Source organism: Psychroflexus gondwanensis ACAM 44 (assembly GCF_000355905.1).
Lineage (GTDB): Bacteria > Bacteroidota > Bacteroidia > Flavobacteriales > Flavobacteriaceae > Psychroflexus > Psychroflexus gondwanensis.
Genome location: NZ_APLF01000008.1, coordinates 1 through 14,015, shown reverse-complemented (window position 1 = coordinate 14,015; position 14,015 = coordinate 1). Strand labels below are relative to the sequence as shown.

General features: G+C 37.3%; 15 protein-coding genes, 2 tRNA genes and 1 pseudogene. 8 read left to right on the top strand and 10 right to left on the bottom strand.

What is annotated here, in order from left to right:
* Position 1 precedes the first annotated feature (1 nt).
* The 10 genes and pseudogenes from arfB to PGOND44_RS08290 form a co-directional block, all read right to left on the bottom strand.
* Positions 2-406 carry an alternative ribosome rescue aminoacyl-tRNA hydrolase ArfB gene (gene arfB, locus PGOND44_RS08330; RefSeq protein WP_003440051.1) on the bottom strand — a complete coding sequence of 135 codons (405 nt, stop codon included), beginning with the start codon at positions 404-406 and terminating at the stop codon, positions 2-4.
* Entirely contained in the window at positions 399-1,943 is a 1,545-nt protein-coding gene (locus PGOND44_RS08325) for a DUF4301 family protein (protein ID WP_003440050.1), read from the bottom strand. The genes arfB and PGOND44_RS08325 overlap by 8 nt, the downstream gene beginning before the upstream one ends.
* 10 nt (positions 1,944-1,953) lie before the next feature.
* A complete protein-coding gene (locus PGOND44_RS08320) occupies positions 1,954-2,508 on the bottom strand; it encodes an AAA family ATPase (RefSeq protein WP_003440049.1) in 555 nt (184 codons plus the stop codon).
* A complete protein-coding gene (gene pnuC, locus PGOND44_RS08315; RefSeq protein ID WP_040555956.1) occupies positions 2,463-3,101 on the bottom strand; it encodes a nicotinamide riboside transporter PnuC in 639 nt (212 codons plus the stop codon). The genes PGOND44_RS08320 and pnuC overlap by 46 nt, the downstream gene beginning before the upstream one ends.
* A 79-nt stretch (positions 3,102-3,180) precedes the next feature.
* Complete coding sequence (locus PGOND44_RS08310) at positions 3,181-3,441, bottom strand: thiamine-binding protein (RefSeq protein WP_003440047.1); 261 nt, start codon at positions 3,439-3,441, stop codon at positions 3,181-3,183.
* Positions 3,442-3,532: 91 nt separating this feature from the next.
* Positions 3,533-3,700: pseudogene (locus PGOND44_RS15285) on the bottom strand (acyl-CoA dehydrogenase family protein); the annotation flags it as partial.
* A 66-nt stretch (positions 3,701-3,766) separates the two neighbouring features.
* A complete protein-coding gene (locus PGOND44_RS08305; protein ID WP_040555944.1) occupies positions 3,767-4,495 on the bottom strand; it encodes a T9SS type A sorting domain-containing protein in 729 nt (242 codons plus the stop codon).
* 16 nt (positions 4,496-4,511) lie between these two features.
* Positions 4,512-5,240 carry a T9SS type A sorting domain-containing protein gene (locus tag PGOND44_RS08300; protein WP_040555942.1) on the bottom strand — a complete coding sequence of 243 codons (729 nt, stop codon included), beginning with the start codon at positions 5,238-5,240 and terminating at the stop codon, positions 4,512-4,514.
* Between the two features lie 16 nt (positions 5,241-5,256).
* A complete protein-coding gene (locus PGOND44_RS08295; RefSeq protein ID WP_040555941.1) occupies positions 5,257-5,967 on the bottom strand; it encodes a T9SS type A sorting domain-containing protein in 711 nt (236 codons plus the stop codon).
* A gap of 574 nt (positions 5,968-6,541) precedes the next feature.
* Positions 6,542-7,684 carry an acyl-CoA dehydrogenase family protein gene (locus PGOND44_RS08290; protein ID WP_003440044.1) on the bottom strand — a complete coding sequence of 381 codons (1,143 nt, stop codon included), beginning with the start codon at positions 7,682-7,684 and terminating at the stop codon, positions 6,542-6,544.
* Between the two features lie 189 nt (positions 7,685-7,873).
* Here PGOND44_RS08290 and PGOND44_RS08285 point away from each other — a divergent pair, with 189 nt between their 5' ends.
* The 8 genes from PGOND44_RS08285 to PGOND44_RS08250 all read left to right on the top strand — a co-directional run bounded on the left by PGOND44_RS08285 (position 7,874) and on the right by PGOND44_RS08250 (position 13,768).
* Complete coding sequence (locus PGOND44_RS08285) at positions 7,874-8,929, top strand: anhydro-N-acetylmuramic acid kinase (RefSeq protein WP_040555940.1); 1,056 nt, start codon at positions 7,874-7,876, stop codon at positions 8,927-8,929.
* A 93-nt stretch (positions 8,930-9,022) separates the two neighbouring features.
* Positions 9,023-10,249, top strand: coding sequence for a Glu/Leu/Phe/Val dehydrogenase dimerization domain-containing protein (locus PGOND44_RS08280; protein ID WP_003440039.1), 1,227 nt, complete (start codon positions 9,023-9,025; stop codon positions 10,247-10,249).
* Positions 10,250-10,325: 76 nt separating this feature from the next.
* Positions 10,326-11,015 (top strand): MotA/TolQ/ExbB proton channel family protein, encoded by a 690-nt coding sequence (locus PGOND44_RS08275; RefSeq protein ID WP_003440035.1) that lies wholly within the window; start codon positions 10,326-10,328, stop codon positions 11,013-11,015.
* A 2-nt stretch (positions 11,016-11,017) separates the two neighbouring features.
* On the top strand, positions 11,018-11,410 hold the full coding sequence (locus PGOND44_RS08270; protein WP_003440034.1) for an ExbD/TolR family protein: 393 nt from the start codon (positions 11,018-11,020) through the stop codon (positions 11,408-11,410).
* A 3-nt stretch (positions 11,411-11,413) separates the two neighbouring features.
* The gene (locus PGOND44_RS08265; protein WP_003440017.1) at positions 11,414-12,298 is read left to right on the top strand and encodes a hypothetical protein; all 885 of its coding nucleotides are present in this window, start codon (positions 11,414-11,416) and stop codon (positions 12,296-12,298) included.
* 2 nt (positions 12,299-12,300) lie between these two features.
* Positions 12,301-13,521 (top strand): bifunctional folylpolyglutamate synthase/dihydrofolate synthase, encoded by a 1,221-nt coding sequence (locus PGOND44_RS08260; protein ID WP_040555938.1) that lies wholly within the window; start codon positions 12,301-12,303, stop codon positions 13,519-13,521.
* A gap of 58 nt (positions 13,522-13,579) precedes the next feature.
* Positions 13,580-13,654 (top strand) — tRNA-Val (locus PGOND44_RS08255).
* Positions 13,655-13,693: 39 nt separating this feature from the next.
* Positions 13,694-13,768: transfer RNA gene (locus PGOND44_RS08250), tRNA-Val, on the top strand.
* The last annotated feature ends 247 nt before the right edge of the window (positions 13,769-14,015 follow it).

The window sequence follows — 14,015 nt, the reverse complement described above, 5'->3', positions numbered from 1 at the left end:
GTTAAAGTTCTGGCTTTTGGCGATTGGCTTTCTTTTCTGAATTTTTTTTCTTTTTCTGAAGGCGTTTAAGTTTGGCAGATCTCGAAGGTTTTGTTTTGATACGCTTTTTCTTCTTCTGAAGAGCTTTCTTTACTAAATCTTCAAAATTTAAAATTGCTATTTTCTTATTTTGATGTTGGCTTCGGGTTTTAGAAACGTTCAATTTCAGGAGCCCTTCAGAATTAATTTTAGAAGCAAGGCGTTGTTGCAACCGTTCTTTTTGTGATGCTGAGAAGACTCCAGACTTCTGAAGATCCCAAATCAAGATCACCTTGGTTTCTGTCTTGTTAACATGTTGACCTCCTGGCCCGCCACTTAAAGCAAATTGAAATTCTAACTCTCTAAGCAATGCCTCCTTGTTATACATTTTTTTCGGGTTGGTGTCCAGGTTTAAGCAAATCTAAAACTGTTTTTACAGGATTAAAGGTATGAGCAGGAACTTCTACAAATACAGTATTCCAGAAAGCCATACCGCCATTCCATAAGCCTGGTAATTCCAATCCTTTTACGGGTTTACCGCCTACAAATTTATTTGCAACAAAGCCTTTATTGGTATCGACGAAATCTTGTAAATTAAAGGTTTTACCTTTATAATCTTTCAAACTACAAACGATATCCACAGGGTTAAAATGAGTAGAGGCTTCCATTTTTTCTTTTTGGTCAGGTTGAGATAAGTCTATTTGGGATTTTTCTACAATTTGGAGAGAAACACTATTATCTTCATTTTTTATCCAAAACGGCCCACCTCCTGGTGCTCCTTCATTAATCACCATTCCACACACTCGTATAGGCCTGTTGAGGTAATAAAAAACGTCTTCTTTTGTTTGGAGCTCAACATGAATATTCAACTGATGTCTTAAGAACGCTTTTGCTTCTTTCACTATAGTTTTATCACAGGCTTCTTTTTCTAAGGCTTTCAAATAACCAAAAGCTTTCTTCTGAAGTTGAATGAGCTTCCCGGCAAGAATAGATTTATATTTATGTGTAGGTTTACTTTTTTCTTCCTCAGAGTCTTGATGAGCAACATTATCTATGTTTTTGATAAATACCAAGTCTCCCTTCAATGCGTTCAAATTCTGGATTAAAGCTCCATGCCCTGCAGGTCTAAATAAAATATGGCCCTCACCATCTCTGTAAAGATCCCCGTTGGTATCTAAACAAACAGTATCTGTAGAGGGGTTTTGGAAAGAAAACTCTACCTTGAAGTTGACTCCAGTTGCTTCTTCTATTGCGGGCTTGATGTCCTTGAGTTTTTCTTGAAACTTATCCAAATGGTCTTTGGAAATAGTAAAATGCACTTTTGCTTCTTTATCCTTCACGACATACCTAGCCGCTTCAAAGAGATGCTCTTGAAAAGCGGTTAGTTTTTCTTCAGTATACTTATGAAATGGGATAAGCCCTTTAGGCATGTTCGCCATGTGAAAACCTTCAGAAGACAGCATTTGTTTTGTAAATCTCAAAGCTTTATCTCCTTGGGATAGGCTATCAAAATCTACACCTTTTCCCTTTAAAGCAAATTTTAAGTCCTCATAAAATGGAAGATGTTCGATAGCATCAAAGAAACTGACTAAATCTTTGTAATCGTCTTGGTGAAGAAAAGTTTCAAAGTCTATCTGTGAGGCTGGATATTCTTCCATAAACTGGTGGAGCATTCTAAACATCCTAGAGGCAGCTCCACTAGCAGGCACAAATTTGATGGCCTCTAACTTGGATTTTTGATAAATACTAATCAACTCGTCTTCTTCCTGAGGGTCAAGAATGATAATACCGTCATTTAGAGTTGCTGGCTTTACGACTTCTAAATTGGGAAACCCCCTCTTTAAATAGTCAATGTCTTTTTCTATCTTTTCTATAGAAAGATGGTGGTTCTCGATGTGAAGAAGGTCTTTAGGATGAAACTTCATAAATTGATAATTAAAGCGTTTTAATAATAGATGTGGATTGGTGTAAACGTTGCTTCAAATCTCCCTTTAAAATAGTATAAGGTAGATTTCTTTGGATGAGCTCTTGTTCAAAGATAGTAAACATAGACTTTCTCTGGGTGGGTTTATCGCGTAAATCATCTTCTACCCAGGGAGTGTCTATATAAGTTAAGAAGTAATGAGCATAATGACACTCTTCTGCACATTGCTCTAAAATCTTATTCTGAAAGTTTTCGAAGTAGGCTTTGGCATAGACTAAAGTTTGCAAAACATTGGTGTCACAGAACACGTATTGCTTTGCATTTTGAGATTTAAAATTTTCAGATTGTAGTTGCCCTTTAGCAATAGGAATGAGGTCTTCAGGTTCACAAATCTCTGCAGATGTATTGTATTTGTCTTGTAAATAATCCCTTGCAAATTCTGGCACCCACTCCGTATTATACTCAAGGGCTAGAGCTCTAGCAAGCGACGTTTTGCCTGTAGATTCTGGTCCATAAAGGACTATTTTAGTAAGCTGGTCTTGGGTTTGTCTAAGTTCTTTTTCCATGCTATAAATCCATAAACGGCAATAATAGTAAAAAGTATATATTGAAAAGAGGTAAAAGTAAGACCTTTGTAATAATATAATGGAATTGAAATAAGATCTCCTATGACCCAATAGATCCAATTCTCCAATCTTTTTTTGGCCATTAACCACATCCCTACAAAAAATATTCCTGTGGTGATCACATCCATATAGGTTACCCAACCGTCCCATTTATCGAATACTTCATAAACGATACAGACGAAGACTGAAGTTGCTATAAATATAAAAATAGATTGCTGGTTTTCTCTTCTTGTTGCCTTTTTAATAGGAATGAAATGAGAATCATCTACCTTTTGAGTCCATACATACCATCCATAAATACTCATGAGGAAGTAGTAGGCGTTTATCATCATATCACCGAGCAAACTATACTCATAAAGGATGTACACAAAGATGAGCGTACTTACAATACCAGTTGGGAATACAAGAATGTTATCCTTTTTTGAAAACAAAACGCTTAGAAACCCGAAAATAATAGCGATAATCTCAAGGACCAAAAAGTGCGTTGGCGTGTCTTGATATTCTAAAAATAACCAATCTAATAATAGATCCACATTCAAATTTTAAACTATGAAATCACAAACTTAAGGTTATTATTAAAATAAGGATGAGAAGCCATACATTCAATTTAAATCAGAAATGAGGCGTGTAGTCACTTCTATCAGACTTTACTATTTTCATATATAACAAGCCTCGATCCATGGCTTCAAAAGCAGTTTTTACCTCCTTCTGAAGAACCTCCATCACCCGATCATAGTCTCCATAGACTTGAGTACTCAGCGGATTCTCGATCACAGTTAAATCTGAAGCTCGCAACGCTTTTATTAAGTCTATAATGACAGGTTCAAAATCATCTTGGATGGGTGTAAGGGTTAATTCTACTGATATTTTCATAGCTCCTTTTTAATGCGCAAGTTTACTACTATTTAAAATAAAAAAGGTCAACATCGCTGTTGACCTCTAAAATACGTTATCAGATTTTAGTTTAATCTGCTAGAATACTTCTGGAAATCACGATTTTTTGTATTTCTGAAGTGCCTTCATAAATCTTTGTGATTTTGGCATCTCTCATCATACGCTCAACGTGGTATTCTCTTACATATCCATATCCTCCGTGGACTTGAACGGCTTCTATAGTAACATCCATTGCACTTGCGAAGCCTAAAGTTTTTCCATAGCGGCAGAAAGAGCCTAGTTTTCTAGATTCTTTGCAGATTACTTATTTTTTGATAATTTTCCTAACTGATTTCTTGCCTTGAACAGAAGATAGCTCTACAAAATAAACCCCTTTCGACAGTACGGAGATGTTATATGATGGCTGTGGTTTAATATCATCAAACCCCAACACCATTTGCCCTAACTGATTATACATTTTAATTTGTTTTATATCTACATCACTTTCAATAGAAAACTCATTTTGAGCTGGATTAGGGTAAAGTTTTACCGTTCCAAAACCATCCACATCTTGAATTGACAAAGTTTCTGAATAGTAAACGGCCTGATCATCATTGGTATTGGTAATGGAAAGTTTTTTAAGAGTGGAGGACTCTTCGGTGATGTTGTATTCAAAAATTTGAGTTTCATTCCCAGATTCTAGCCAATAGAATTCATCTATATAATACACATAAAAATTAGAGTTTTCCTCTTGATTGCATTCTGGAAAAGATGGCGAAGCATCACTATTTGAAAATGATGAGTTATTGTTGTTAAAATCTATTGAACCTAAAAAGGCAAAGCATGCCGACGGTGCTGGGTATGTATTGATAAAATCGGTATCAAAATCAAGAATGACCTGGTTGATTTCATCATTACTGGGAGTTAAGTATTCAACTTCATCAATAACCACCTTTTCGAGATACCAAGTATTGTCTAGAAGTTCTTGTGTCTGAGCTTGACTTTGAAATGAATTGAATAAAAAACAAAATAATATAAGAGTAAAGGTTTTCATAGGTGTTAGTTTTTACTTACTGCTTTACAAGCTTTTTCACCGTTTTCTTGCCTTGAACAGAAGATAGCTCTACAAAATAAATTCCTTTCGACAGTACTGAGATGTCATATGATGGCTGTGGTTTAATATCATCAAACTCCAACACCACTTGCCCTAACTGATTATATATTTTAATTTGTTTTATATCTACATCACTTTCAATAGAAAACTCATTTTGAGCTGGATTAGGGTAAAGTTTTACCGTTCCAAAACCATCCACATCTTGAATTGACAAAGTTTCTGAATAGTAAACGGCCTTGTCATCATTGGTATTGGTAATGGTAAGTTTTTTAAGAGTGGAGGACTCTTCGGTGATATTGTATTCAAAAATTTGAGTTTCATTTCCAGATTCTAGCCAATAAAATTCATCTATATAATACACATAAAAATTAGAGTTTTCCTCTTGATTGCATTCTGGAAAAGATGGCGAAGCATCACTATTTGAAAATGATGAGTTATTGTTGTTAAAATCTATTGAACCTAAAAAGGCAAAGCATGCCGACGGTGCTGGGTATGTATTGATAAAATCGGTATCAAAATCAAGAATGACCTGGTTGATTTCATCATTACTGGGAGTTAAGTATTCAACTTCATCAATAACCACCTTTTCGAGATACCAAGTATTGTCTAGAAGTTCTTGTGTCTGAGCTTGACTTTGAAATGAATTGAATAAAAAACAAAATAATATAAGAGTAAAGGTTTTCATAGGTGTTAGTTTTTACTTACTGCTTTACAAGCTTTTTCACCGTTTTCTTGCCTTGAACAGAAGATAACTCTACAAAATAAATTCCTTTCGACAGTACTGAGATGTCATATGATGGCTGTGGTTTAATATCATCAAACTCCAACACCACTTGCCCTAACTGATTATACATTTTAATTTGCTTTATATCTACATCACTTTCTACTGAGAACTCATTTTGAGCTGGATTAGGGTAAAGTCTTACTGTTCCAAAACCATCTATATCCTGGGTAGACAAAGTTTCTGAATAGTAAACGGCCTTATCATCATTGGTATTGGTAATGGTAAGTTTTTTAAGAGTGGAGGACTCCTCTGTAATTTCGTAAGAAAAAGGTTGATAGAACCCAACTTCAAAACCAAAATAATCATAAAAATATACAGCATCAAACATATCATATTCTTCAACTCCACAGCCCTCGAAAGTAAGCCCTTGCCCTGTAAAAATAAAATTTGAAAGTTCACTATATTCTATATCAGCATATAAAGACATACAGTATTCTGTATTAAAGAAATCTAAATTAAATTCTGCGTAAGCAATTGGTGGAGAACCAAGATTTGGAACGAAAAATTCTTCCCCTTCAATCACCACCTTTTCGAGATACCAAGTATTGTCTAGAAGTTCTTGTGTCTGAGCTTGACTTTGAAATGAGTAAATTATCAAACTAAATATAATAAGAGTAATGGTTTTCATAGGTGTTAGTTTTTAATAAGATTTTTAGATTCTATAATATTACCATCGGAAACTAAAGTAATAGAGTAAGTACCTGCTTGATGAGCAGTATCTTGAAACCTTAAGCTTAAAGAGCCGTCAACATTTAAGGATTTGCTTTGAGAGGATAAAGTATTAAGTGTTTTTTCAACAATATAATATTCTTTGTACTGCTGTGAAAAAGAATTAGCACTAACTAAGAAAACTAGAATTAATAATAAATTTTTTTTTGGTGGGGGGTAATAGATTTTTCATAATAATTTTTATTAAAGTTAACTAAAAGCTAAATAGTATTAAAATATTTAACATTTAATTCATTTATTTGATAATTTAAAAATTTTTTTCTTTAATGTAATGGCTAAACTTTAAAGAATCTCGATAATGAAGATCGGGAAATTAAACACTCAATAAAAAATTAAAACATAAGAAGTCTAGCTGTTGGTTTGAATTATTGAATTCAGGAATAAAATTTCAATTACAAGGCCAACATTAAAGCATAAAAAAGAGCTGTTTCCCATACAAGTGAAACAGCTCTTTACTATATAAAACCAACTCCCTAATCTGCCAGAACACTTCTGGAGATCACTATTTTTTGTATTTCTGAAGTGCCTTCATAAATCTGTGTGATTTTGGCATCTCTCATCATACGCTCAACGTGGTATTCTCTTACATATCCATTTCCACCGTGGACTTGAACGGCTTCTATAGTAACATCCATTGCCACTTGCGAAGCGTAAAGTTTTGCCATAGCGCCAGAAAGGTCGTAGTTAAGACCATTGTCCTTATCCCAAGCTGCTTTCATCACCATGTGGCGTGCTGCTTCAATACTAGTATGCATATCTGCAAGTTTGAAAGCGATAGCCTGATGATTCATAATTTCAGTTCCAAATGCTTTTCTTATTTTAGAATAGCTTTTAGCTAGTTCGTAAGCTCCAGCAGCAATACCAAGAGCTTGAGCTGCAATACCAATTCTTCCACCGGCTAGGGTTTTCATAGCGAATTTGAAACCAAATCCATCTTCTCCTATTCTATTTTCTTTAGGCACTTTCACATCGTTGAAAGTCAGAGAGTGCGTATCGCTTCCACGAATACCCATTTTCCGCTCTTTAGGTCCAACGACAAAGCCTTCCATGTTTTTCTCCATGATGAAAGCATTAATACCTTTGTGTTTTTTGTCTTTATCGGTATGAGCAATCACAAGGTAAACCTCTGCAGAGTTACCATTAGTGATCCAGTTTTTAGTCCCGTTGATCACATAGTGATCCCCCATATCGATGGCTGTCGTTTTTTGAGATGTTGCATCACTGCCCGCTTCTGGCTCACTTAAACAAAAAGCACCAATTTTCTCACCAGTAGTCAACTTAGAAAGGTATTTTTTCTTTTGTTCTTCTGTACCATATGTATCTAAACCCCAACATACCAAAGAATTATTCACTGAAACGACAACCGATGCAGAAGCATCTACTTTGGAAAGTTCTTCCATCGCTAAGACATAAGAAACGGTATCCATTCCTCCTCCACCATAATCTGGTGAGGCCATCATGCCCATAAATCCAAGCTCACCAAGTTTTTTAATTTGCTCCTTTGGAAATTCTTCATTTTCGTCACGTTCTATAACTCCCGGCTTCAATTCATTATTAGCAAAATCTCGCGCTGCCTGGCGAATCATCTCATGTTCTTCTGATAATTTAAAATCCATATAGTAACTGTTTCAGTTTTATTAAAAATTTGTTGCAAATATAGGATTTACCTACATATTTTTCAATGTAACCAATCAAAATTTAAGATTTGTGTAAAAGTTGTAAGCCTTGATATCCCTTTCAAGTTTCTACCTGAAACTCAATTTCTTTGTCTGCTTTATTCTAATTTTGATGTTAATTCTAGAAGTATGAAAAGCTATTCTGTTATCGGAGTAATGTCTGGCACATCTCTCGATGGTGTGGATCTTGCACATTGTCAATTCTCTTTCGATACCAATAAGTGGACTTTTGAAATTAAGGCGGCTATCACCTATCCTTATTCTTCAGTATGGGAAAACAAGTTGCAAACGGCCCACCAGCAATCTATGGAGAGTCTAAACTTGTTGGATGAAGAATACACCATCCTACTCGCAGATTACATCGGTCGATTCTTAAGAGAACACCCGTTACCTCCTATCGATTTTATAGCTTCTCACGGACATACTGTTTTACACCAACCTGAACGCCAGCTCACCTATCAAATCGGAAATTTACCTAAACTAGCGAAGCTAACGGGTCACAAAGTTATTTGCGATTTTAGAGTTGAAGATGTGGCTTTAGGAGGCCAAGGAGCTCCATTAGTTCCTCTAGGCGATCGACTGTTATTCGGAGATTACGAGGCCTGTATCAACCTAGGAGGCTTTGCAAATATTTCTTTTGAAAGAGACGACAAGCGCATTGCTTACGACATCTGCCCTGTGAATAAAGTCTTGAATCCTTATGCCAATACCTTAGGGGTGGAATTTGACGATGGAGGACAAATCGCCAAAGCTTCAAGTCCTAATGAAGAGCTTCTTTTAAAACTCGATTCGCTCAAGTATTACTCCGAGACAGCCCCAAAATCTTTAGGCATCGAATGGTTGGAAGCCTATTTTTTTCCGCTTTTAGAATTATCGGGATTATCTTCAGAAGAAATTATGGCCACCTGCACACATCACTTTGCCAAACAGATTGAAAACTCCATACACAAGAGCTCTCGAGTGCTTTTTACGGGCGGTGGTGCTTTAAATTCTTATCTATTAGAACTCATCGCTTCGCAAACTCAAGCCCAGTTAATTCTCCCAGAAGCTAAAGTTATTCATTATAAAGAAGCTCTCATTTTTGGCTTACTGGGAGTCTTAAGAGAGCGTGAGGAAACCAATGTGTTAGCCTCGGTAACAGGTGCTTCGCAGGACCATTCTGCAGGATTTATCTATTTGCCTTAATATAGAATTTGGAATTTTTGAACCTTTCTCTAAACAGAGCTTTTACGAATCTCTATATTTGTCCCCAAAGAATTAATATTTGAATTGTTTCCTATGAAAGAATTACTGACTAAATATGAAGATAAAGCTCCAGAAATTGTTTTCCACTGGAGAGATTCAGAAACTGAAGCTGAAGGCTGGACGGTAATTAACTCTTTAAGAGGTGGCGCCGCTGGGGGAGGAACACGGATGCGTGAAGGCTTAAATGAAAATGAAGTCTTATCTCTGGCTAAAACCATGGAAATAAAATTTACGGTTTCAGGCCCAGACATTGGTGGAGCCAAATCGGGAATTAATTTTGATCCTAAAGATCCCAGAAAACAGGGCGTTTTAGAACGCTGGTACAAAGCAGTTTCGCCATTATTAAAAAGCTATTACGGCACAGGTGGTGACTTGAATGTCGATGAAATTCACGAAGTGATTCCAATCACGGAGAGCTGTGGCGTTTGGCATCCACAGGAAGGTGTTTTTAATGGACACTTCCACCCTACCGAAGCCGATAAAATCAATAGGATTGGACAATTACGCCATGGGGTGATTAAGGTGATCGAAAATACCGATTATAGCCCAGATGTATCCCGTAAATATACCATCGCAGATATGTGTACCGGTTTTGGAGTTGCGGAGTCGGTGAAGCATTATTACGATATTTATGGAGGGGATGTGAAAGGGAAAACAGCCATTATCCAAGGCTTTGGTAATGTAGGTTCGGCTGCTGCTTTTTATCTGTCCAAAATGGGAGCTAAAATCATTGGGATTCTAGATAGAGATGGAGGCCTTATTAACAAAGATGGATATAGTTATGAGGAGATCAAAGATTTGTTTCTAGCAAAGAAAGGAAATACGTTAAAGAGTAAAGATCTTATTCCTTTTGAAGAGGCTAACGAAGCTTTTTGGTCGCTTGGCGCCGATATTTTTGCCCCTTGTGCTGCTTCTCGATTGGTCCAAAAAGACCAAATCGATAGCTTGGTAGAGCATGGCTTGGAAGTTATTTCATGTGGAGCAAATGTGCCGTTCGCCGATAAAGAAATCTTCTTTGGCCCTATTATGGAATACGCCGACCAGAAAGCGAGTGTTATTCCAGATTTTATCGCCAATTGTGGAATGGCTCGTGTCTTTGCTTACTTTATGGAACGCAAAGTGTCAATGACCGACGAAGCTATTTTTAATGATATTTCTATCACCTTAAAGAATGCTATTCAACGCACTTTTGAACAAAATAATGACAAAAAATACATCAGTAGTCACGCTTTTGAAATTGCTTTAAAACAATTGATTTAAGCTTATAAATAGTTCTTGAGTGATGAAATTTATTGTTTACTTTAGCGTTATCTATATCATTAACAACCTATAACCCATGCTTATAACATTTGCTCAACAAACCCCTGACGTTGCAGAGGAACTTGTGGAAGAAAAAACCTTATCCATCATCGATTTAATCTTTAGTGGAGGTCCTGGAGGAACTATTATTATATTGATTTTGGCAGTTCTTCTGTTTTTTGCCATTTACATTTATTTTGAACGCATTTTTGCCATCAACGCCGCTTCGAAGACCGATAAGAATTTTATGAATCAAATAAAAGATAGCGTGACTTCTGGCAATATCGAATCTGCCAAAATGCGCTGTGCCCAAGAAAATTCTCCAGTTGCCAGACTTACCGAAAAAGGAATTTCCAGAATAGGATCTCCGTTGGAAGATATCAATACCGCTATTGAAAATGCGGGCCGTCTGGAAGTTTATAAGCTAGAGAAAAACGTAAGTGTACTCGCGACAATAGCAGGAGCAGCACCCATGATTGGTTTTTTAGGAACCGTGATTGGAATGGTTTTAGCGTTTCATGAATTGGCGACCAGCAGCGGACAAGCGCAGATGGGTTCTCTTGCCGAGGGGATCTATACCGCAATGTTGACGACTGTCGCAGGTCTTATCGTAGGGATTATCGCCTATATCGCCTATAATCACGTGGTGGTAAGAACCGATAAAGTTGTACACCAAATGGAAGCTACTGCAGTTGATTTCTTAGATTTATTGAACGAACCTAGTTAATTATGAATTTACGAGGTAGAAATAAAGTGAGTGCCACCTTTAGCATGTCGTCTATGACGGACATTGTTTTCTTGCTACTCATCTTTTTTATGTTAACGTCTCCGGTTATTACTCCAGAGGCTCTAGACTTGATTTTACCAAAGGCTAAAGGTAAAACTACGTCTCAACAAAATGTAGCGGTAAGCATCACAAAAGAGTTGGACTTCTACATCAATGATGAGAAAATAAATTCCAACAAAATAGAGAATGCCCTAAAGTCAAAATTGAATGGCATTGAAGAGCCTACGATTATTTTGAGAGCTGAAGAAGGCGTTCCTATAGAAAAAGCAGTCCTCATTATGGACATTGCTAATAGAAATCGCTTTAAAATAGTTTTGGCAGTTAAACCCAATTAAGCTTTGAGCATATTCAAAACGAAACACGAGAAAAAATCATTCCTTATCACTACAGGACTCTATCTCCTGTTTATTTTATTGATGTTTTTCTTTGGTTTACAATATCTTGACCCACCAGAGGAACGTGGGATTGCCGTGAATTTTGGAACTACCGATTTTGGCTCAGGAGAAGTTCAGCCGACTGAACCTATCAAGACCTCCCCTCAAAAAACGAGTACTCCACCTCCCCAGGAGGTTGAAGAAACCAGCACTACAGAAGACATCAAAGAAGAAGTCGTCACTCAAGAAACTGAAGAAGCCCCCGTCATTGAGAAAAGTGAAAAAGTGGTGAAGGAGACTGAAAAGCAACCCGAGAAACCCAAAGAAAAGGTACAGCAGAAGGTTGAAAAAACTCAACCTGAACCTACTCCAGAACCCGAGCCTGAACCCGAGCCTGAACAGAAGCCAGAGAAATCTGTTACAGATGCTATGGAAAGCCTTTTGAATGGCCCTAAAAACGATGGTAAGGCTGAAGGTGGTGAAGGAGATGATAACCAAGTTGGGGACAAGGGAGATCCTGACGGAGACCCTAATGCCAACAATTATTATGGAACAGGCAAAGGTCTCGACGGAGATGGCAATTACCGCCTTGGAGGCCGTAAAGCTTTAAGTAAGCGAAAGTTTGTGCAGGAGTGTGACGAATCTGGAGAGGTCGTCGTAAGAATTGAAGTCAACCGAAATGGCGATGTTGTAAAAGCAACAGCTGGTGTAAAAGGAACTACCAATAGCACTTCTTGCCTTTTGGATCCTGCAAAACGAGCAGCTTTAGCTACCAAATTTAATAGCGACGCCAAAGCCCCTACCACCCAAATTGGTTTTATCACTTACGTCTTTAAATTATCTGAATAGATATGAATTACTCGGAAACGCTAACGTGGATGTTTGAGAAACTTCCGATGTATCAGCGATTAGGAAAAGCAGCCTTCAAAAAAGATTTGACCAACACCCTAGAGTTATCCAAAGAACTGGGGTTTCCAGAACAACAGTTTAAAAGTATACACGTAGGCGGTACCAATGGAAAGGGTTCTGTAAGCCATATGCTTGCCTCTATTTTACAAACTTCTGGCTATAAAGTAGGCTTATACACCTCTCCCCATCTTAAAGATTTTCGGGAACGCATCAAGATTAATGGCCAAGAAATCCCTGAGCAAGATGTCGTTGATTTTATAGGTCATCACCAGACATTTCTAGAAACTCAGCAGCTTTCCTTTTTCGAAATGACGGTAGGCATGGCCTTCGACTATTTTGCAAAACAACAAATCGATATCGCCATTATTGAAGTAGGCTTAGGGGGTCGACTGGACTCTACCAATATCATTACTCCTCTCCTCTCGGTCATCACCAATATAGGACTAGACCACATGGCTTTTTTAGGAGATACTTTAGAAAAAATAGCCGGTGAAAAAGCGGGTATTATTAAGCAGAACATTCCTGTTGTTATTGGTGAAACGGTTCCAGAAACTCAGTCCGTTTTTCTAAACAAAGCAAAAGCAGAAACTGCTCCTATATATTTTGCAAGAGACTTAGAGGCTTTACTTCCTGACTGCGATTTAAAAGGAAGCTACCAAAAAAACAATATCAGAACTGCTTTGCAAGCCTTAGCGGTCTTGAATAAGATCGAGGGGTGGGCTATCAAAAAAGCAGAAATTGAAAACGGCTTGGCAAACGTCAAATTGAACACGCGCTTCCAAGGGCGATGGGAAATCTTAGGTAAACAACCAAAGATTATTGCCGACACGGGACATAATGAGGAAGGACTGCGTTTGGTCATAAAACAGCTTTTACAGGAATCCTACCAACAACTCCACATCGTTTTAGGCGTTGTAAACGACAAGGATCTGGATAAAATTTTGCCCTTATTTCCAAAGCAAGCCCTCTATTACTTTTGTAAGCCAGAGGTCCCTAGAGGAATGGATGCTGAGTATTTACAGAAAAAAGCTGAGGATTTCTTTTTGAATGGTGGGGTGTTTACCAGTGTGGTGGACGCCTTTAAAACCGCTAAACTTGCTGCTAAAGCTAGTGATGTTATATTTATTGGAGGAAGTACGTTTACGGTTGCAGAAATTTTATAAAAATTGAAATTTTAGTTTGTGAAATCAAAATAAGGTTTATATTTACAATCCCAATTTGGGGCGATTAGCTCAGCTGGTTCAGAGCACCTCGTTTACACCGAGGGGGTCGGGGGTTCGAACCCCTCATCGCCCACTAACCCTAGCTAATGTTAGGGTTTTTTATTTTTAAACCGGGTCATTAACTCAGTTGGTTCAGAGTGTTACCTTGACAGGGTAGAAGTCACTGGTTCGAATCCAGTATGACCCACATCAAGCAGAAATCCAATGTGAAAGCATTGGATTTTTTATTTGTCATAAACCCAAGCTTGCTTGAGGGTTTATGACAAATAAAAAAGACAGAAAAATGCGATAGCAGTTTTTGGATTTCTATTTGCAGAAGCGGGATTCAAGTCTGGATCAACGCTAGTTAATCCATTCTAAACTTGATTAAAACTTTACTGAAACAAATAAAGACAGAAAAATGCGATAGCAGTTTTTGGATTTGTATTTGCAGG

Bases quoted from the DNA above. Each gene is read 5' to 3' on its own strand.
- PGOND44_RS08275 (WP_003440035.1), top strand. From the start codon at position 10,326: ATGCTTATAACATTTGCTCAACAAACCCCTGACGTTGCAGAGGAACTT.
- PGOND44_RS08270 (WP_003440034.1), top strand. From the start codon at position 11,018: ATGAATTTACGAGGTAGAAATAAAGTGAGTGCCACCTTTAGCATGTCG.
- PGOND44_RS08305 (WP_040555944.1), bottom strand. From the start codon at position 4,495: ATGAAAACCTTTACTCTTATATTATTTTGTTTTTTATTCAATTCATTT.
- PGOND44_RS08285 (WP_040555940.1), top strand. From the start codon at position 7,874: ATGAAAAGCTATTCTGTTATCGGAGTAATGTCTGGCACATCTCTCGAT.
- PGOND44_RS08295 (WP_040555941.1), bottom strand. From the start codon at position 5,967: ATGAAAACCATTACTCTTATTATATTTAGTTTGATAATTTACTCATTT.
- PGOND44_RS08310 (WP_003440047.1), bottom strand. From the start codon at position 3,441: ATGAAAATATCAGTAGAATTAACCCTTACACCCATCCAAGATGATTTT.
- arfB (WP_003440051.1), bottom strand. From the start codon at position 406: ATGTATAACAAGGAGGCATTGCTTAGAGAGTTAGAATTTCAATTTGCT.
- PGOND44_RS08290 (WP_003440044.1), bottom strand. From the start codon at position 7,684: ATGGATTTTAAATTATCAGAAGAACATGAGATGATTCGCCAGGCAGCG.
- PGOND44_RS08320 (WP_003440049.1), bottom strand. From the start codon at position 2,508: ATGGAAAAAGAACTTAGACAAACCCAAGACCAGCTTACTAAAATAGTC.
- PGOND44_RS08280 (WP_003440039.1), top strand. From the start codon at position 9,023: ATGAAAGAATTACTGACTAAATATGAAGATAAAGCTCCAGAAATTGTT.
- PGOND44_RS08300 (WP_040555942.1), bottom strand. From the start codon at position 5,240: ATGAAAACCTTTACTCTTATATTATTTTGTTTTTTATTCAATTCATTT.
- PGOND44_RS08325 (WP_003440050.1), bottom strand. From the start codon at position 1,943: ATGAAGTTTCATCCTAAAGACCTTCTTCACATCGAGAACCACCATCTT.
- PGOND44_RS08260 (WP_040555938.1), top strand. From the start codon at position 12,301: ATGAATTACTCGGAAACGCTAACGTGGATGTTTGAGAAACTTCCGATG.